Origin of the sequence: Pseudomonas sp. URMO17WK12:I6 (assembly GCF_003253625.1) — a bacterium.
GTDB lineage: Bacteria > Pseudomonadota > Gammaproteobacteria > Pseudomonadales > Pseudomonadaceae > Aquipseudomonas.
In genome coordinates this window covers 60,804-79,470 of sequence record NZ_QKYZ01000006.1, presented here as the reverse complement: position 1 = coordinate 79,470, position 18,667 = coordinate 60,804, and the positions used below count along the sequence as shown (strand labels likewise).

Sequence of the window (18,667 nt, the reverse complement as noted above, 5' to 3'; positions counted from 1 at the left end):
AATGCTCTTTCGGGGGCCGGATCGATCATGCACAGGGACAGAACAATGAACATCGCTACCGCCACAGTGAACGCCGGCAGCCCACCGCCTCCTGTCATCCAGGAAAGCGCCAATCAGTCCCTCCTCAATCCGGTGGACGTGAGGAATACCCTCATGATCGAGGTGACCGATCCGACGTTGCAGCCCACCGACCAGGTGAGTGTGGCCTGGACAGGTGCACCGGGCTCCGGAGCAAACGGCTCTCTCACTACGGCTTTCATCAACGCCGGTAACACTCGGCCGCTGGTGATTCGAATCCCGGTTTCGCTAGTACTCTTCAATCTGAGCCAGACGGTGACGGTGACTTACACCATCATTCGCGGCACCGCTGCACCCGTGACTTCAGAGCCACAGGTCGTGTACGTGCTGCCTCTGGCGCAACGCGATTTGCCTCGTCCCTTCATCACTCAGGCAGAACAGTCCGGGGAAGGTCCGATACTGGACATCAATGGCCTGACCGACATTACCCTGCGTATCAACGCGTGGCCCTTGAGCGCTCGGGGTCAATTCCTTTGGTTGTGGCTTGAGGGCAAGAACGCCGACGGCAGCGATTTCCGTATGAGGTACTGGAGTGCGCCGAGCAATGTCATCACTGACGAATTCATCCGTTTCGGTTTTTACGAGCGAAGCCACTCCGCCAATGCCTTGCAAGGGCTCAAGGACCGCAGCGTACTGACCCTGAAGTTGATGGTGGGGCTGCAAGGGAGCCCGGATGAGTCCCTTGCCCAGCCGTTTGCCCATCGAAACTATATCGTCCTGACAAACGCAGCGACCCCGCCCGCGATCTTGTCGGTCACCGGTCCCGACGGCCAGGACATCGCCGATGGCGCAGACACCCCTCACACTAGCGTTACGTTAAGCGGCAGTGCCGGGGCTGGCGGTGAAGTGGAAATTTTTGATGGGCCAACCCCCCAAGGCACGGTCATAGCTGTTGGTAGCGCCTGGACGTATAAGGTGGCTGTATTGACGGGCGGCTTGCACGTTTTCACGGTTAAGCTGGCGGATGGCAGTGGAGGGGCGTCCAGCCCATGGACAATCAACGTTGTGCTGCAAAACCTGGAGCTGACGATTGCAGAGGCGCCTGATAACGGCAATCTGGATCCTATTGCGGCATTGACGAGGCTGACGGCTGTCCTGGATTACAACATGCAGGCCGATGACAGGATCAGGGTCATCTGGACTGCTGCGCCAGGAACACCCGCTGCGGGCTCACACACCACCAATACCGTTCAGGCCGGCACTACCATCCGACCCAGGATAATCCAGCTGCCCGTTTCGCTGTTGGCTTTCAGCTTGGGCAAACGGGTGACGGTGAGCTTCGAATATGATCGCGGAACAGCACTCCCGGTGGTTTCACGGCCGCTTGTCCTGAACATCGGGACTATTCCGGCAAACTGGTTCGTCCCTCCGGTAATCACCCAGGCGAACGGTACGACGGTGCTGAATCTGGCCAATGTGCAAGCCGGGGCAACGCTCCTGTTTGGCGGTTGGCCGCTTATTGCCTCCGGTCAGCCGATCTGGCTGGATTTTGAGGGCCAGAACGCCAGTGGGGGCAGCCACAATCTCACCATGTGGACGGGCCCCAACTTCGCAGTCCATCGAAGTTGGGTGTTGAACGGCCGCTACAGCGTTACCGTTTTGTACAGTTATTTGAAGGAACTGGCGGAAGGCAGCACGTTGTCCATTCACTTCAGGGTCAATATGGATCAGGTTCCGAATCCGGCGACGGCGGTGGTCTTCGCCGCACGTCAGTACACCATTCGGGCCATTCCTTGAAGAAGGGCTGGCGGGAGGTGTGTTTAACGGCGTTTATCGTTACTTGATGAAAGCTACAGATCCTTGCGCCGTTGCCTACGACTGCGCCAGAATCCGCCGGCTTGTGCGCTTTGGGCCTGGTCTTTATCGTTTCCGTATCGCTGCCAATCAGCGATCGGGTTTAGCGACTCAGACTATCAAAGTGCATCAGTGCTCCAGACTTTATTGCCGACTTTTGACGTCTGCATAACGTTATGGTGGCTGTATGCGGGAGACTCTCGGGTCTACCGGGTGCCTTTGACCGGTTCGCTAACCTGCATACAGTCGCCACTCTTACTTGTTTAGCGACAGGTTCTGGTGGTGCTATTTCCAAAGGAGATTCACCATGTTCAAAGCCACACCTAATCCGCCAGCAACCGATGACGTTTCCCCCTACGATCCCCTCGATCCCAAAAAACTCAACGAAGCCGCCGAACGCGCCCTCGATCACTACCTCAAACCGTCTGACACCAAGCCCCCACGCAAACCGAGCACGATTTACACCGTCGCCCCGGACATCAACATCGAAGAGCTGCTGACCAATGCCTGCGAGTCCTTTACCTCGGCCAAGGTGATCGCCAGTGACTGCGCCGGATTTCTGGAGGGGCCGCAGCGCAATACGATACTGGGCGTCGCGCAGCTCATCATGTTCGGCGAGTTGGCGGTGAGTCGGGCGCTGGACAGTCTGGAGCTGAAGGCCAACCCGGTCCTATGACCTGAGGTCAAACGCTGACCCCTGTGGCGAGGGAGCTTGCTCCCGCTCGGCTGCGCAGCAGTCGTAAACCCTGTACATGCGGTCTACCTGATGCAATTGGGTCGAATGGTTTTGGGGCTGCTTCGCAGCCCAGCGGGAGCAAGCTCCCTCGCCACAATTCCCGCGGTACAAAGAGAGCACGTACATTCAATTTTTCCCTACCCCTTGGCGGCACTATTCAATCCAATGATTGAACAGGGGTGAGTCATGAACGCTTCGCAAAGGGATGAACAGGCGCGGGATGTCGGGCTGCTGTTTCTGCGGGTCAGCGGTGGTCTGTTTCTGCTGTGGGTTCACGGCTTGCCCAAGCTGCTGGACTTCAGTGCGCAACTGCAACTGATCGAAGACCCGTTCCACCTCGGTGCCCACCTCACCCTCAGCCTGGCGATTTTCGCCGAAGTGCTGTGCCCGCTGCTGATTGTCGCTGGTGTTCTGGCGCGTCTGGCGTGCTTGCCTATTCTGTTTGTGCTGCTGGTGGCGCTGCTGGTCGTGCACCCGCAATGGAGTGTGGCCGAAGGGCAGTTCGGCTGGCTGTTGTTGATCATCTTCACCTCTGTGTTTATCGCCGGGCCTGGACGGCTGGCGCTCAATGTTCGTTTGCCCGGAGTGCTCCGTTATGTCTGAAGCCCAAACTCAAAAAGCGCCGGGGTCCGATGAGATCGTGACGCTGATCGTCAAGCACCGGGTCAAGGCCGGTTTCGAAGCAGCCTATGAAGCCTGGCTGCGCAACATCGTCAGCGTAGCGGGGCGCACGGAAGGGCATCTGGGCGTGGACGTGATCCGCGGCAAGAACGCGGGCCTGGACATGTTCACCTGCGTGCTGCGCTTTTGCTCCACCGAGGCCATGCAGCACTGGCTCGATTCGCCGCAACGTCAGTCGTTGATCGATGAAGCCGCGCCGATGCTGGCCGACGGCGACCAGACCGAGGTCAACCCGGTCAACGAATTCTGGTTCGCGCCGCTGGCCGATGCTGCTTCGCCGCCACCGCGCTGGAAGCAGGCCGTGGTGTCGTTGCTGGTGATTCTGCCGCACACCTTGCTGGTGCCGCTGCTCTGGGGGCCGCTGCTCAAACTCAACGCTTTTCTCTCCAACTACCTGGTCGCCACGTTCCTGATCACCCTGACCATCGTGGTGTCGGTGGTGTACGTGTGCATGCCGGCCGCGACTCGCTTGTTTGCGGCGTGGCTGACGGCCAGTCAGCCACGGGAGCACCTCGAATCCAACGCAAATTCGCCGCGCTGAACCGGCGCTTTTTTGCTTCATTTCACTGATGACGAAGGAACTGCGATGAACGCCGATCTGATTCTGTTCAATGGTCAATTTCATACCGTAGACCGCGAAAAGCCCCTCGCCAGCGCCGTGGCGATCAAGGGCGGCCGCTTCGTCGCGGTCGGCACCGACGCCGAAGCCATGGCCCTGCGCGGCTCGGGCACCCAGGTGATCGACCTCAAGGGTCGCTGTGTCATCCCTGGCCTCAACGACTCGCACCTGCACCTGATCCGTGGCGGTTTGAACTACAACCTCGAACTGCGCTGGGAAGGCGTGCCGTCCCTGGCTGATGCGTTGCGCATGCTCAAGGAGCAAGCCGACCGCACACCGACGCCGCAATGGGTACGGGTAGTCGGTGGCTGGAACGAATTCCAGTTTGCCGAGAAGCGCATGCCGACCCTGGAAGAGCTCAACCAGGCGGCACCGGACACCCCGGTGTTCGTGCTGCATTTGTACGACCGCGCCTTGCTCAACCGCGCTGCATTGCGGGTTGCCGGTTACACCCGCGACACGCCGAACCCGCCGGGTGGCGAAATCGTGCGTGATGCCAACGGCAATCCGACCGGCATGTTGGTCGCAAGGCCGAACGCGATGATCCTGTACTCGACCCTGGCCAAGGGGCCGAAGCTGCCGCTTGAGTATCAGGTCAACTCGACCCGCCAGTTCATGCGTGAGCTCAACCGCCTCGGCCTGACCAGCGCGATCGATGCCGGCGGTGGTTTCCAGAATTACCCGGACGATTACCAGGTGATCGAGCAGTTGGCGAAAGATGATCAACTGACCGTGCGTATCGCCTACAACCTGTTTACCCAGAAGCCGAAAGAAGAGCTGACCGATTTCCAGAACTGGACTGGCAGCGTCAAGTTGCACCAGGGCGACGACTACCTGCGGCACAACGGCGCCGGCGAGATGCTGGTGTTCTCGGCGGCGGACTTCGAGGACTTCCTCGAACCGCGTCCGGACCTGCCGCAGACCATGGAGCAGGAGCTGGAGCCGGTGGTTCGCCACCTGGTGGAACAGCGCTGGCCGTTCCGTTTGCACGCCACTTACAACGAATCGATCAGCCGCATGCTCGACGTGTTCGAGAAGGTCAACCGCGACATTCCGTTCAACGGCCTGCCATGGTTCTTCGACCACGCTGAAACCATCACCCCACAGAACATCGAGCGGGTAAGGGCGCTGGGCGGTGGCATTGCGATCCAGGACCGCATGGCGTTCCAGGGTGAATATTTTGTCGACCGCTACGGCAAGCAGGCCGCCGAATCTACGCCACCGATCAAGCGCATGCTGGCCGAGGGTGTACCGGTCGGCGCCGGCACCGATGCCACACGAGTGTCCAGCTACAATCCGTGGACCTCGCTGTACTGGATGGTCAGCGGCCGTACCGTCGGTGGTCTGGCGCTGTATGAGGAAGGTTTGCCGCGCACCACTGCACTGGAACTGTTCACCCACGGCAGCGCCTGGTTCTCGTCGGAACAAGGCAAGAAAGGCCAGATCAAGGTCGGGCAACTGGCGGACCTGGTAGCACTGAGCGCGGATTTCTTCAGCGTCGAGGAAGAAGCGATCAAGTGGATCGAGTCGGTATTGACCGTGGTCGGCGGCAAGGTGGTGTACGCCGCCGGCGACTTCGAAAAACTCGGGCCTGTCAGCCTGCCGGTGCTGCCGGACTGGTCGCCGGTGGCGAAGGTTCCGGGACACTGGCGGCCGAACGCGCCGATGCAGGCGCAGGTGCACCAGTGCAGCGGCCCGTGCGCCGTGCATACCCACAGCCATGAGAAGGCCCGTATGTCGAACGTGCCGGTGAGTGACTTCGCCGGTTTCTGGGGCGCCTTCGGCTGTTCCTGCTTCGCGTTCTGAGTCTTGCAACAAAAGCGTCGGCCATGTGTGGTCGACGCTTCACTCATCACCCTCCGAGGAGTTTCACATGAGCAACGTTCCTTACAAACGTCTGAACAAAGATGACGCCGTTGTGCTGCTGGTCGATCACCAGACCGGCCTGATCTCTCTGGTGCAGGATTTCTCGCCCAACGAATTCAAGAACAACGTGCTGGCCCTGGGCGACATCGCCAAATTCTTCAACCTGCCGACCATCCTCACCACCAGTTTCGACGCAGGCCCGAACGGCCCGATCGTACCTGAACTGCGCGAGCAATTCCCGGACGCGCCGTTCATTCAGCGTCCAGGCCAGATCAACGCCTGGGACAACGAAGACTTCGTCAAAGCCATCAAGGCCACCGGTCGCAAGCAACTGATCATCGCGGGTGTGGTGACTGACGTCTGCGTGGCGTTCCCGACCCTGTCGGCCATTGCCGAAGGCTTTGAAGTATTCGTGGTAACCGACTCTTCCGGCACCTTCAACACCACCGTGCAACAAGCGGCGTGGGCACGCATGTCGGCGGCGGGTGCACACCTGCTGAACTGGTTCGCCGTGGCCTGCGAGCTGCAAGGCGACTGGCGCAACGACATGGAAGGCCTGGCCAACCTGTTGTCCCAGCGTCTGCCGAACTACCGCAACCTGATCAACAGCTACACCAAGTTCACCGCCAAGTAAGGCGCTGAAGAAAAATGCCCGCGATGTGCGGGCATTTTTTTGTACTGATCGAATGTTCGCTGCATCAGCGCTTCTGCAACCATCCCAGAAACCCACCTTTCCTGATCGGCACCGGTTTGGCCATCAACGCCTGCCGACTGTTCTGCTGGCGCACCGCCTGCAACTTGTTCAACGCCCGGCCCACTTCGCTGCGCTGTTCCATGCACTGGCGGGTCAGGTTCTTGTCGAGACGGTAGATGATCGAAGATGTCAGCGCGGTGAACGTCGCCTGTGACGGCGTATCGGCCAGGATGCTCTGTTCGCCCATGACTTCGCTTGGCCCCATGCGACCGGCCTCGGTGAAACCATTGCCGTCCGGCACGCTGGCGCTGACGACGCCAGTGGCGATCACGAACAGGCTGTCTGGCACTTCAGCCAGATCCAGCACCACCTCACCGGCGGCGTATTGTTGCGCGACCATCGATTCGGCGAGGCGGTCGCGTTCCTCATGGCTCAGCGAGCGGAAAATTTTCACTTCATCGAGCAGTGCGCGGGCGCGGGTCGAGGGTTCGATCACGCCGTCGGGGTGTCGCGAGATGCCGGCCGCTTCCAGATGGCGATGGGCGAGGTCGAACAGTTGATTGCGCACCTCGCTTTTCTTGCCCAGTTCGGCGATGAACCCGCTGGCCACGTATTCGGACATCTCTTCGCCAGCCTCTTTGAGCACCGCTTTTGGCGCGGGCGACAGCAACAGACTGCTGCTGCCTTGCAGCGTGCGGTCGAGGGCGTCGAGCACCCGGCGTGGGCGGATGTGGTTCGCCACCTTGATGCTGATCGACACCCCGTGCAGGTTGTTCGGGCGGCTGAGGTTGACGATCTTGGCCTTGGCCGCCACCGAGTTCGGCACCACGGCCATCGTGCCGGCGCTGCTCAACAGGTGCGTGGCGCGCCAGTTAATGTCCAGCACTTTGCCTTCGACGCCATCGATCACCACAAAGTCGTCCACCTGATAGGGTTTGGTGGTGTTGAGCACAATGCCGGAGAACACGTCAGCCAACGTACTTTGCAGCGCCAGACCGACCACGATGGCGAACACGCCGGAAGTCGCCAGCAGACCCTTGACCGGCAGATCCAGCACATAACCGGCGGCCGCGACGATAGAGGCCAGAAACACCAGCGCACCGATCACGTCCTGCAGCAAACGGCCGCTGTGACCTATGCGACGCATCAGCACCAGACCGAACACCTCGGTGAGCACTCGTGCGGCGTACAACCACCAGATAATCCCCAGCGCCGTTGCACCGAGTTGCGCCACCGGGTCATCGGCAACCAACGGTGTCTGCAACGGGCTGACGCCAGCGTTGATAATCAGCGCGCTGAACGCCAGAAACAGCACCAGCCGCACACCGACCTTTGGCGCGCGATGCTTGAACGGGACGAGGTGCCAGAGCAGGGCGTCGAGCACCAGCAGCAAGGCGCTCCAAGGCAACAGGTGGGCAGAGAAAAGGCTCATGGATTGCACTCCAGCGGGCACAAAAAAACTCGCCACACCCTGAGGTGTGGCGAGAGGTTGGGCTTAGTTCAGATGCGTCTTGAGCTCAGCCGCGGCCTGACGTACCGCCGCTTTGACTTCCGGAATCTGATTCAGCGGATTGAGCAGGCCAAAGTCATGAATCATCCCGTTGTAGCGCACCGAGGTCACCGGCACACCGGCCGCATCGAGGTGGCGGGCGTAGCCTTCGCCTTCGTCACGCAGCACGTCGAATTCGGCGGTCTGCACCAGTGCCGCAGGCAGGCCCTTGAGTTGTTCGGCGCTGGCATTCAGCGGCGAGGCATGGATCTGCGCGCGCTCGGCCGGGTTGGTGGTGTAGTTGTCCCAGAACCACTGCATCATGCCTTTGGTGAGGAAGTGCCCCTCGGCGAATTGCTGGTACGAGGCGTCGTCGAACTGCGCGTTGGTCACCGGCCACATCAACAGCTGGAAGCGCAGGGCAGGGGTTTTCTGTTCCTTGGCCATCAGCGCCACGACCGCCGCCATGTTGCCGCCGACGCTGTTGCCGGCCACCGCCAGTCGCTTGCCATCGACACCGATCTCTTTGCCATGCTCGGCCACCCATTTGGTCGCGGTGTAGGCCTGGTTGATGGCGGTCGGGTAGTGCGCTTCGGGCGACGGCGTGTAGTCGACGTATACCGCGACTGCGCCGGAGCCCACCACCAGGTCACGGATCAGGCGTTGGTGAGTCGGGAAGTCGCCCAATACCCAGCCGCCACCGTGGAAGAACATGAACACCGGCAACTCGCCCTTGACCTTGGCCGGACGCACCACTTTCAGGTTGATGGTCTGGCCGTCGACCTTGATCGCCTTGTCGCTGACTTCAACGCCCGACAGATCAACCTTCACCGAAGCCTGGGCACCGGTCAGCACCGCGCGGGCGTCTTTCGGGCTCAGTTGTTCCAGCGGTTTGCCACCGCCCGCGGCGAGGGCCTCGAGGAAGGCCTGGGTGTTGTGTTCGACACCGGGGCTGCCAGCGGCGAATGCGTTGCCGATGGACAGGGCGAGAACGGAAGTGGCGAGGGTTTTCTTGATGTTCATGTGCAAATCCTTTTTAAATCGTTTGAGTTTTTATGCCTTGGGATCGGGCTGCTGTGGCGCTGGGGTTCAGGCCTCAGCAACACCGTGAGCACAGATTAATGAGATGCCGGAAAGTGAAAAAGCGGCTATAAAGCGATTAACTGTCAACCAGAGAGTGACAATGAACCCGTTCGAAGACATGCGTATTTTTTGCCAGGTCATGGACTCCGGCAGCTTCACGGCGGCGGCCGATCAGTTGGGCCTGTCCAAGCAGTTCGTCAGCCGTCGGCTGATGCAACTCGAAGAGCGCCTCGGTGTGCGCCTGCTCAATCGCTCCACCCGACGGCTGGACGTCACCCCGCTGGGGCAGAGTTATTACGAATCGGCCCTGCGCCTGCTCAGTGAAGTCGAGCAAGTGGAGCAGGGCATCGCCGGCCAGACCATCGAGCCTCGCGGGACCATTCGCCTGAGTGCACCGTTGTCGTTTGCCGTGGCGCATTTGGGCTGCTTGCTGCCAGTATTTTTGCAGCGTTATCGCGACGTCACCGTCGAGGTCGACCTGAGTGATCGGCCGGTGGACTTGCTCGGTGAGGGATACGATTTGGCTTTGCGCATCGGCGTGCTGGAAGACTCGACACTGATCGCCCGGCGCATCGCCGTCATCGAGCGGGTGTACTGCGCCAGCCCGGCGTATCTGGCCGAACGTGGCACGCCGCTTGAACCCGAGGAGTTGCACAGCCACGATTGCCTGCCGTACGGCCATGGCCGCCAGGTGCAATGGCGGTTCGAAGGGCGGGGCAAACCGCTGACCGTCAATGTCACCGGGCGGATGCGGGTCAACAACGGTGAACTGCTCAAGGACGCGGCCATCGCCGGCATGGGCATCACGTACTTGCCGACCTTCATCGTCGATTCGGCCCTGGAGGACGGTCGGCTGGTGCCGGTGCTGGATGATTTCCGCCCCGAGCCGCTGACCTTATCGGCGGTCTACCCGCAGCACCGTCAGGCCTCGCGACCGGTGCAGGCGTTGATCGAGTTCTTGCGTGAGCGGTTGAACCAATAGGAGGGTGCACGCCATCGTTGATTACAAGATCGCAACAAACCCCTGATGTGGTTTTTCCTGACGCTGATCTAGACTCGTGCCGGTCAATCAATGGCCCGGAATCTGGAGCGTGCAATGGAAATGCCGACAAAAGAAAAAACCATCGCCAGCAATCGCGATGCATGGAATGACTCCGCCCAACACCACAAAGACACCCCCGAATGGCAGGCCCGTTTGAGTGCGGTGAGCCATGGCGATTTTTCCTGCCTGGATGACACCCTCACCAGGTTGCTCCAACAGGTCGGTGTCGACGGCAAGGATGTGGTGCAACTGGGCTGTAACAATGGCCGGGAAAGCCTTTCACTGTTTGCGCTGGGGGCCCGCAGCGCAGTGGGCGTCGACCAGTCCGGAGCCTTTCTCGATCAGGCCCGGGAGCTGGCATCCCGTTCGCCTCATCAGCCCGAATTCATCGAGGCTGATATCCATCACCTGCCGACAGAGCTGCACCAACGCTTCGACGTGGCGCTGATCACCATCGGCGTATTGAACTGGATGCCGGACATCGGCGAGTTCTTGCGCCATGCCGCGCAAACCCTCAAGCCCGGCGGCAGCCTGGTGATTTACGAAACCCACCCGTTCCTGGAAATGTTCGACCCCGAGTCAGCCGATCCCTATCGCCCGGACAGCTCGTATTTTCGCAGTGAGCCTTTCGTCCAGGACCAACCGATCGTCTACGAAGGCAAAGTCGAACAGCAGGCCTCGGCGTCCTACTGGTTCGTCCACACCCTGGGCGCGATCTTCACCGGTGCCGTCGAAGCGGGGTTGCAGATATGCCATTTCAAGGAGTACCCGCATTCCAATCGCGAAGAACTCTACGACAAGTATCAGCAGCAAAAGGCGCAGTTGCCGTTGTGTTACACGTTGGTGGCGGTGAAGCGAGCGACGTAGTGCCTGGGGTATTTTCAGAGCGTTGAGTGATTTGCCGCGTGCCCTGGTTGCGCGCAGAGATCAATGCCCAAGGCATGAATGACCTTTAGAACCGTATCAAAACGTGGTTTCGCCCCGGGTGCGAAGGCCTTGTACAGGCTTTCGCGCCCCATTCCGGAATCTTTGGCAATTTGTGTCATGCCGCGGGCCTTTACCACGTAGCCGATAGCACGAAGAAATTCTTCGTTGTCGCCGTCTGCCAATACCTGAGAGAGGTATTCGCTGATGGCTTCGTCACTGTCGAGCAGTGCCGCCATGTCGAAGTTTGTTAGTTTTTGATTCATGCTTCTGGCTCCTCATTCCTGTGCGAATGTATCTGTTAGCGCAGGCATGAGGAGTCAGTTGGTTCTTTTGTAATGGGTGTATTTTTCCCTGAACTGTGTAGGCAACTGACCCCGTCGCGGGAAAGCCCTAATGTCAGTCAGTTAAGCCGTAATGCAATCTGTAGCAGCTGGCGAAGCCTGCGTTCGGCTGCTCAGCAGTCGTGAGTCGGACTAACGCGGTCAGCCTGATGCACCACAATCTCTGGTTTTACGACTGCTGCGCAGCCGAACGCAGGCTTCGCCAGCTGCTACAAGGAGTGCGTCGCGGCTGAAATTGTTTAACTGACTGGCATTAGGGCAAGCCCGCTCCCACAGGGAGATGCGGCCAAATGTGGGAGCGGAGGCCAATCACGCCTGCGCCGCCGTCACCGGCTGCTGTTCCGGTTTGCGCAGTGCCGTCAGCCGTGAGCCGGTGTAGTAGGTTTCGCGGAAGAAGCGCCAGCGGCCGAACAGGTCGTAGACGTGGGTGATGCGCCCTTGCTCCTGGTAGTCCATGCGGATGTGCATTTTCATCGCCTGGATGTTGCGGGTATCGCAGACGTCGACGATCTTGTTGCACCCTTTGGCCCGCATCGCATCCCAGAGTTTGAACTGGGCGTCCATCGACAGGCTGGTGCCGAAGTATTGAGGGATCATTTCACCGCCGAACTCGAAAAACTCACCAGGGTTGATCCGGAACCAGCAGCCGTAATAGTGCCGGTCGAAGTAGTCCCTGGCGCTGCCCCAGATGAATCCGATGGCATCACCTTCCTCGTTCACGTACATGTGTCCGGTGTGACCCTCGGCGGCGATTTCGGCCATGGCCTTGACGCGGTTGCCGTAGTACTTGGTGAACGCGGTGGCGTTTTCCGGGGTGATGATCACCAGGCGCAGGCCCGAATAGGGCCGCAGATTTTGCGGCGCCACCGGGGTCACCAGGTCGCGCCCCAGCCACAGCAGCTCCCTATGGAAATACACGTAGCGCTTCCAGAGCGACTGGAGCGTGTGGAGCAGGCCTTTTTGTTTGATGCGTTCGCGAATCTTGTCGATGGCGCTCATGAAGTCCTCCGAGGCTGAAGCCTGGGTGTGGTGGGTAACGTTTTCGATGGCGAAAAATCAGGATTTCAACGGGTGCAGTTCGGTCGGGTATTGCGGCTCCTCTTTGGATGCCCTCGGCACCACGGCATAGGACACTCTCGGAACACCCGCAAGACGCTGCTCCAGCACATGGCTCAGCGACTCGCCCGGGTCCAGATAGGCATCGCCAAAATCGGCGCCGATATGGATCGGATGGACGACGATTTCCAGCAAGCCGTCGATTGGCATCGCCACAGTGCGCAGGTCGACCGGGGTGCATACGTTCTGGGCGGTCGCTCCGGACAGGCTGTTCAGGCGATGGTTGAGCAACGTCTTGAACACTCGCTTGGGCACGCTCAGGTTACTTCCCAGATCGCGCGCCAGTCGCACGGGCACCCCTTGGCGGGCGGCAAACCGCGCGACGATTTCACCGATGGGCCAGATGTTGTGCACGTGCTGATGGGAATCGAGGTGGCTGGGGTGCAGGCCGTTGTCCAGGCAGCGTTGCCATTGGGCTTCGAGTTCCTCCAGTACCGCATCGCGATCCAGGCGGTTGAGCCAGAGACAGTGACGGGGCAGGCAGAGGTCGAATTCACCCTGGCTGTCGCAGAACGTCGAACGCGCCAGAATCGATGGGCTCAACGGCCGGCCATACGTGAGGTTGAAGTGCAGCCCGATCCGCCCCTTGAGCATTGGCTGCCGGGCCAGGACGCAGGCCGCTTCGAAGGCCGGCATGTTGGCCATGGCGGTTGCGGAGCTGATGACTCCAGCGTGGAAGGCACCCAGTATCACCGCGTTTTCGCTCGGACTGAGGCCGAAATCGTCAGCGTTGACTATGACTTGGCGAGGCATGGCTGCCCTCTCTTTCTTGTTCGGTGGGTGCAGCGTCTTTGGCGATAATGGGTGCCTGTATAGGTGTAAGCGTAGGAGCAACCAGCGTTGCTGCACGCCTGGCCTGCCACTTTTTTAACCCGGGTTTGATGCGGTGCCAGAGTCGCAGGGCCAGTCCCAGGGCGAGGCCGCTGGGGCGCCAGGAGTAGAAGCTCCAGCGCCAGTGCTCCAGTTGCCCGGTCATGCGTTCCAGGAGTTGATGGCTGGAGTTTTCCAGGCTGATCCGCGAGGCGTCGATCCAGCGCCAGTTGTCATCCAGACCCCAGCGGATCCACTCTTCGAGCAGCACCCGACCGCTGCCCAGGTCTGCATATTGCGGCAGGAACGCCAGGTTGTAGTCGTACAGCCGACCCCGTTCCAGCAAGCCGATGCGGTAGCTGATGCAGCGCCCGTCCAGTTCCAGCACCACCACCCGCACCAGTCCTTCTTCGGCGAGGGCGGTGAAGGCTTGCTCGATCCATTGCCGGTAGCGGTCATTGGTGAAAATCCCAACGCCTTGAAGGCCTTTCCAGCTCAGCGCTTCGACTTTGCCGAGGGTCCGCAACAGTGGCCTGATGGTGGCGGCGTCGGGGGTTATCCGTCGGATCTCGGCACCGCAAGCCGCGATGCGTTTACGTGCACGGCGAAGTTTGTAGCGGGGGTCGCCGGACACTTCCTGATGGTCGGCCTCGCTGATCAGGTGCACCGGCACCCGACAACTGAGGCGGCGCTCGCCGGTCGAGCTGTGGGCCATCCAGGTGGTCAGCGCACTTTCTTCGCCGATGGGTTCGCACAATTCATTGAGTTGCAACATCGCATGGGGCACGCGACGGCGGATGATCACCAGCGCCTTGCGCATGCTCTCGGCATCGAGGCAACTGAGCAGGGCCAGGCGATCGGTGAGGGGGTAGCCGAGGTGATGCAGGACGCGAAACGGTAGCCCGCCAAAGCGCTCCACGGACACCACCAACGGCAGGCACAAGGCCAATTCATCGCCGTGCCAGCCGAGCAGAACGTGCAAGCGCTCCCCGGCAACCAGTGCCTGTTCCGATGCGCGCAGCCAGGCGAGGGTGTTGAACGGTGTATGGTCCGTCACGCGCCAGCGCAACCCCTCATAGGCGGCTGTTGGAAAGTCCGGAGCGCACAACGACGTGCGCCATTCGAATCGAGCCATCATAGGTTCAGACCGCCGAATAACTCATGGACGTTCATGAGGCGCTCCAGCTCAGGGCGAACAGGGTTTGCCCTGGCAGGTCGAAGCTGACGCGACCGTCCTGACAGTTGAATTTGCCTTCGCGACTGCGGCTGTCGGCACCAAAATACACCAGCGCTCCCTTGGTCAGCGGGCAGGTCGCCCCGGCCAGATCGACACGCTGCAAGCGCGCGCCCTTATTGACGCCCAACAGGCTGCGTTGGTGTTCGGTGGCCATCGCCAGCACGTCGACTTCGAAGGCGTCGTTGTCCAGGCGCATGACGTTTTTCAGCCAGTGCTGCCGGATGAATTGTTGGGCCAGGCCCACCGGTTTGAGCTCGAAACGATCGCCGCCCAGCACCCGCACCATGCCTTTGGGGTAGTTCGGTTCGTCGGCGGCCTGGAACCAGTTGAGCATGTCCAGCAAGCCGTCCTGCGCCGAGTTGATGACCACCGAGGCCCACCACAGCGAAGCGAAATGGGTTTCCTGATCGTAGGGGCTCAGGCTTGATCCGCTGGACAGGTTGGTCTGGTCCAGCAGCAAGGCCTTGCGTGGCCGGCCCTTGGCATCGAGGCCCACCAGCTCGGCGGCGCGGCGCACGCTGTCGCGGTAGACCCGGGTCGCCAGCAGGTCGCGAACCATCCATTCGTGCCAGGCGAGGGCGTCGATCTGCTCGCCGGACTCAGCCAGCAGGCGCCGTGCCCAGTCGATACCGCGCTTGTCGGCAGCATCGTCGGTGAACGGGCCGTTGACGAAGCGCGAACTGGCGGGCATGGCAATGCGAATGCCGGCCTTGGCGTTGGCAGGATCGCTGCGCACTTGCCGGGCCATGCTGTTGAAGATCGCCTGGTAGTTGGCGTAGCTCGAGTAGTTGAGATTCGGCTCGTCGGCGAATGCGATGTAGTGAGTGCCACCACCACCGAGGGCGCGGGTGGCGGTGAGCCAGGCGTCAAGGCCGGCGTTGCTCACGGTGTCGGCGCGCAGATCGGCCTGACGCTGGCTGCCGGCCAACAGCGTGATGTCCTGCTTGATGCCAAAGCGGTTCTGATAGAGCTGGCGGAACGCATCTTCGTGGTGCGGATTTTGCGCCGTGACGTCGACGAAACTGTAGTAGGAACCCGCCTGAGGCTTGAGGGCGTCGAGCGCCGCGAAACTGGATTGCGGCGGCAGCACGTAGGGCAAATAAATGCCCAGGTTCGGGGTCGGGCCGAGCGTCTCTTTATGCAGGGTCAGCCGGGTCTGGCCAGCGTCCTCGCGCAGCGGCTTGAGTTGCTGCGGGTTCTGGGCGAACAGGTTTGCCGTGCCATCGAGCCAGAACGCGACCTTGCCGCTGCCTTGCAGGCGCAGGCGCCAGACTTGTTCGTCCTGGGTGACGGGCAGTTCGAGCTGATCGAATTGCCAATAGGCGCGATAGGGCTTGAGCATCAGCGACACTTGTTTGTTATCACCCACACGCTGCGCCTGCAGGGCGCCGACTCCACCATGAAACTTGCCGGCCAGTACCGCGTGTTCCCCCGGTGCGATTTTGAAATACAGCTCATCGCCGCCACGGGCTTCGGCGCTGAAATGCACCTTGGCCGGGGCGAATAACGCCACGGTGTGTTCGTCATGTTCGACGGTGTAGCGGCGGAAGCTGTAGCCCGGAATTTCCAGTCGATAACTGGCGGCACCCGGCGCCAGCGGCCAGCTCTGCTTGCCGCGGGTTTCACTGGCGGCGATCAGGCGATCACCCTTCAGGTTGCCGTTGCCGTCGAGCAGGTACAGGTGTTCTTCGTTGGCATCGGCCTGCCACGCCGGGACCCACTGGATGGTCAACGTGTCGGGGCGATCCGCTTGCAGGTACAGGCTGCCGTCGCGAATGTCGGTCCAGCGCATGGGCGCCGCCTGAGTACTCAAACCAAGGCCCAGGCTCAACAGCAGCACCAGGGGTTTCATGCTGATTTCCGTTGCAGTATCTGAAGCATCGGTGCCACATCACTAGGCAGGATGATCAGGGTTTGCCAGAAGGGTACGCCGCTCAACCGGCAGTACATCACCAGCAGCGCGACGGTCACCGCCAGGTAGGCGATGGACGATGCCGCCGCGGCACCGACGATGCCATACATCGGGATCAGCAACAGGTTCAGGGCCAGGTTCAGCAGCGCGCCGAGGCCCACCAGCAGCGAAACCGTGCCGGGTCGATTTTTGCCCAGCAAGTCCAGGCGCAGGATGCTCGCATAGCAAAGACCGAGCAGCCCCGGCAGCAGCGCCAGCAAGGCTGGGTAGGCCGGTTGATAGGCAATGCCGAACAGGGTGACGATCAGCCATTGCCCGATCACGGCCATGGTCAGGCAGGCACCGAGCATCACCGTGGCGGTCAGGCGCAAGGCCAGCGGCGTCAGGCGTTCCATGCCTTCGTCCTGTTGCAGCAGGCGTTTCATCAGGGGGGTGGTCACCGCTTCCGGGACGATCAGCAGCAACTCGGCGGCAGCGCTGGCCATGGCGTAATGACCCAATGCCGTACTGCCGAGCAAGGCACCGATGAACAGGTAGTCGGAGCGCAGAATGACTTGCTGGAACAACAAATCGGGGTGGCTACGGGCGCTGTAGCGCAACAGTTCTTTCTGGCTGGCGCGGTCCCATTGCAACGTCAAGGGTTGCGCACGGTTGAGCCAGACCCAGCCGGCCAGCACCACCAGGCTGATGCCGGCCAGCCAACTGATCAGCGCCGCTTCCAGCGCGGCGTCTTTCCACATCCAGAACAAGGCGATAAACAGCAGCAGTGGCGCCAGCGATTCCACCAGCCGCAAGGCATTGAACGCCACCACACCGCCCGACGCGTTGTGCAAGGTCAGCAGGCCGCTCTTGAGCACGGTCAGCGGCACCGCCAGCAGCAACAGCCAGGCGAGCAATCCCAGTTGTGTGGTGATGTCGAGTTCGCTGCCGAACTCGCGGGTCAGCGCCACCACCAGCAACGTCAGCAACCCCGCCAGCAGGCAACCGAATACCAGCACCTGACTCAGCAGCAAACCCATGGGCCGTTGCTTGGCCGCCTGGTAACCCACCGCCGAATTCAGCCCGCCGCTGGTGGCGGCGCTGATCAAGTCGGGCAGGGTACTGAGCAGCGCAAACAGGCCGCGCTCGCTGGGCCCCAGAATCCGCGCCAGCAATACGTTACGCAGCAGGCGCAGGCCGATCATCGCCAGTTTGGTGCCCATGCTCAGGGCGAGGTGTTTGAGGTAGTGGCTGCGACTCATGGCCGGGCTCCGCGGTAGATGCGCCACGACAGCAACTCCGGGTTGCGTGCCGTGCGCTGGCTGATGCCGATCCGTGGTAAGGCCAATGGATCTTCGACGCCACGGTAAATCCCGCTGGCGGTGCCCAGGGCAAACGCAAAGTCGTGGTCGGCCACGTGCTCGCGCACCCGCGCATCGTGGTCGCCATTGGGGTAGCAATAGACCGGCAGCGGCCGGATGCAGCCGTTCAACAGTGCATTGCGGCTGCGGCTCAATTCTTCATCCAGGTGTTGATCGTCAAGCTCGGTGAGGATCGTGTGGCTGGCGCCGTGAGGGCCAAAGCGGATCAACCCGCTGGCTTCCAGCGCGCGCACTTGATGCCAGTCCAGGGCCTGGGGCAACGACTCTTCAGGGCATTGATTGGTGAGCCGGTTCAGTTCGCCCGGCGGCAGGTTTTTCAGGCTTTGCAGAAAATGCAAAAGCGCCAGGCTACGGCGCTGCACATCCAGATCATCGAGCAGCACCGGTAACGGTCGCCCGATCTGTCGCAGGCATTCAATCAAGTGCGTCCGGGCTTTTTCACCATGGCTGTGCCACAGGGTTTCCCCCAGGCTTTCCCACCAGAAGCGTTGCCGGCTGCCGATGAAGTCGGTGGAGAGAAAAATGCTCGCCGGCATCTGATACCTTTTCAGCAACGGGAAGGCATTCAGCGCGTTGTCGCGCCAGCCATCGTCGAAGGTCAGTGCGACTTTGGGACGTTCCGACATGGCGGTGCCGGGTTGCAGAATTTCCATCAGCGGCACGCAGTCGAAGTGTTTTTTCAACCAGAGCAGCAGATGGGCAAAGGCCTTCGGTCCCACGCACAGTTCATTTCGATGAGGCAGGTCGGCGGCGCGGTCATTGGGCAGCACCCGGTGCAGCATCAGGATCACCCCGGCACCGTGCAGTTGGTGGCGGCCTACCGGCGAGTTGAGATAGAGCCAGCCACTGGTGCGTTTTAATAATTGTCTGATCGCCATGGC

General features: G+C 61.0%; 17 protein-coding genes. 8 read left to right on the top strand and 9 right to left on the bottom strand.

The window, feature by feature from the left end; genetic code table 11:
* The first annotated feature begins 45 nt into the window (after positions 1–45).
* The 6 genes from F475_RS30465 to ycaC all read left to right on the top strand — a co-directional run bounded on the left by F475_RS30465 (position 46) and on the right by ycaC (position 6,408).
* Positions 46–1,815 carry a hypothetical protein gene (locus tag F475_RS30465; protein WP_177431105.1) on the top strand — a complete coding sequence of 590 codons (1,770 nt, stop codon included), beginning with the start codon at positions 46–48 and terminating at the stop codon, positions 1,813–1,815.
* A gap of 364 nt (positions 1,816–2,179) precedes the next feature.
* The gene (locus F475_RS12720; protein ID WP_111454049.1) at positions 2,180–2,548 is read left to right on the top strand and encodes a DUF6124 family protein; all 369 of its coding nucleotides are present in this window, start codon (positions 2,180–2,182) and stop codon (positions 2,546–2,548) included.
* Positions 2,549–2,794: 246 nt separating this feature from the next.
* Positions 2,795–3,211 (top strand): DoxX family protein, encoded by a 417-nt coding sequence (locus tag F475_RS12710; RefSeq protein WP_064618759.1) that lies wholly within the window; start codon positions 2,795–2,797, stop codon positions 3,209–3,211.
* Positions 3,204–3,830 carry an antibiotic biosynthesis monooxygenase gene (locus tag F475_RS12705; RefSeq protein WP_111454048.1) on the top strand — a complete coding sequence of 209 codons (627 nt, stop codon included), beginning with the start codon at positions 3,204–3,206 and terminating at the stop codon, positions 3,828–3,830. The genes F475_RS12710 and F475_RS12705 overlap by 8 nt, the downstream gene beginning before the upstream one ends.
* A gap of 45 nt (positions 3,831–3,875) precedes the next feature.
* A complete protein-coding gene (locus tag F475_RS12700) occupies positions 3,876–5,714 on the top strand; it encodes an amidohydrolase (RefSeq protein ID WP_018925557.1) in 1,839 nt (612 codons plus the stop codon).
* A 67-nt stretch (positions 5,715–5,781) separates the two neighbouring features.
* Positions 5,782–6,408, top strand: coding sequence for an isochorismate family cysteine hydrolase YcaC (ycaC, locus tag F475_RS12695; RefSeq protein ID WP_028941293.1), 627 nt, complete (start codon positions 5,782–5,784; stop codon positions 6,406–6,408).
* 64 nt (positions 6,409–6,472) lie between these two features.
* Here ycaC and F475_RS12690 read toward each other — a convergent pair whose 3' ends face one another.
* On the bottom strand, positions 6,473–7,900 hold the full coding sequence (locus F475_RS12690) for a mechanosensitive ion channel family protein (protein WP_111454047.1): 1,428 nt from the start codon (positions 7,898–7,900) through the stop codon (positions 6,473–6,475).
* A gap of 63 nt (positions 7,901–7,963) precedes the next feature.
* On the bottom strand, positions 7,964–8,980 hold the full coding sequence (locus F475_RS12685) for an alpha/beta hydrolase (RefSeq protein WP_111454046.1): 1,017 nt from the start codon (positions 8,978–8,980) through the stop codon (positions 7,964–7,966).
* A gap of 160 nt (positions 8,981–9,140) precedes the next feature.
* On the opposite strand from F475_RS12685, the gene F475_RS12680 reads away from it, so the two are divergent.
* Entirely contained in the window at positions 9,141–10,022 is an 882-nt protein-coding gene (locus tag F475_RS12680) for a LysR family transcriptional regulator (RefSeq protein ID WP_064618753.1), read from the top strand.
* Between the two features lie 114 nt (positions 10,023–10,136).
* Positions 10,137–10,949 carry a bifunctional 2-polyprenyl-6-hydroxyphenol methylase/3-demethylubiquinol 3-O-methyltransferase UbiG gene (locus tag F475_RS12675; RefSeq protein WP_111454045.1) on the top strand — a complete coding sequence of 271 codons (813 nt, stop codon included), beginning with the start codon at positions 10,137–10,139 and terminating at the stop codon, positions 10,947–10,949.
* 14 nt (positions 10,950–10,963) lie between these two features.
* Here the strand turns inward: F475_RS12675 and F475_RS12670 are convergent, their stop codons facing one another.
* From F475_RS12670 to F475_RS12640, 7 genes are all read right to left on the bottom strand, one after another.
* Positions 10,964–11,272, bottom strand: coding sequence for an addiction module antidote protein (locus F475_RS12670; RefSeq protein ID WP_007937045.1), 309 nt, complete (start codon positions 11,270–11,272; stop codon positions 10,964–10,966).
* A gap of 387 nt (positions 11,273–11,659) precedes the next feature.
* On the bottom strand, positions 11,660–12,349 hold the full coding sequence (locus F475_RS12665) for a hypothetical protein (protein ID WP_064618749.1): 690 nt from the start codon (positions 12,347–12,349) through the stop codon (positions 11,660–11,662).
* 57 nt (positions 12,350–12,406) lie between these two features.
* A complete protein-coding gene (locus F475_RS12660; RefSeq protein ID WP_018925566.1) occupies positions 12,407–13,219 on the bottom strand; it encodes a ChbG/HpnK family deacetylase in 813 nt (270 codons plus the stop codon).
* Entirely contained in the window at positions 13,191–14,414 is a 1,224-nt protein-coding gene (locus F475_RS12655) for a GNAT family N-acetyltransferase (protein WP_111454170.1), read from the bottom strand. The genes F475_RS12660 and F475_RS12655 overlap by 29 nt, the downstream gene beginning before the upstream one ends.
* A gap of 31 nt (positions 14,415–14,445) precedes the next feature.
* On the bottom strand, positions 14,446–16,365 hold the full coding sequence (locus tag F475_RS12650; RefSeq protein WP_111454044.1) for a hypothetical protein: 1,920 nt from the start codon (positions 16,363–16,365) through the stop codon (positions 14,446–14,448).
* Positions 16,362–17,666, bottom strand: a complete 1,305-nt coding sequence (locus F475_RS12645; protein ID WP_111454043.1) for an oligosaccharide flippase family protein — start codon at positions 17,664–17,666, stop codon at positions 16,362–16,364. Before F475_RS12645 ends, F475_RS12650 begins: the two co-directional genes overlap by 4 nt.
* Positions 17,663–18,664: a polysaccharide deacetylase family protein gene (locus F475_RS12640; protein ID WP_111454042.1), complete on the bottom strand. Its 1,002-nt coding sequence runs from the start codon at positions 18,662–18,664 to the stop codon at positions 17,663–17,665. The genes F475_RS12645 and F475_RS12640 overlap by 4 nt, the downstream gene beginning before the upstream one ends.
* Positions 18,665–18,667 lie beyond the last annotated feature (3 nt).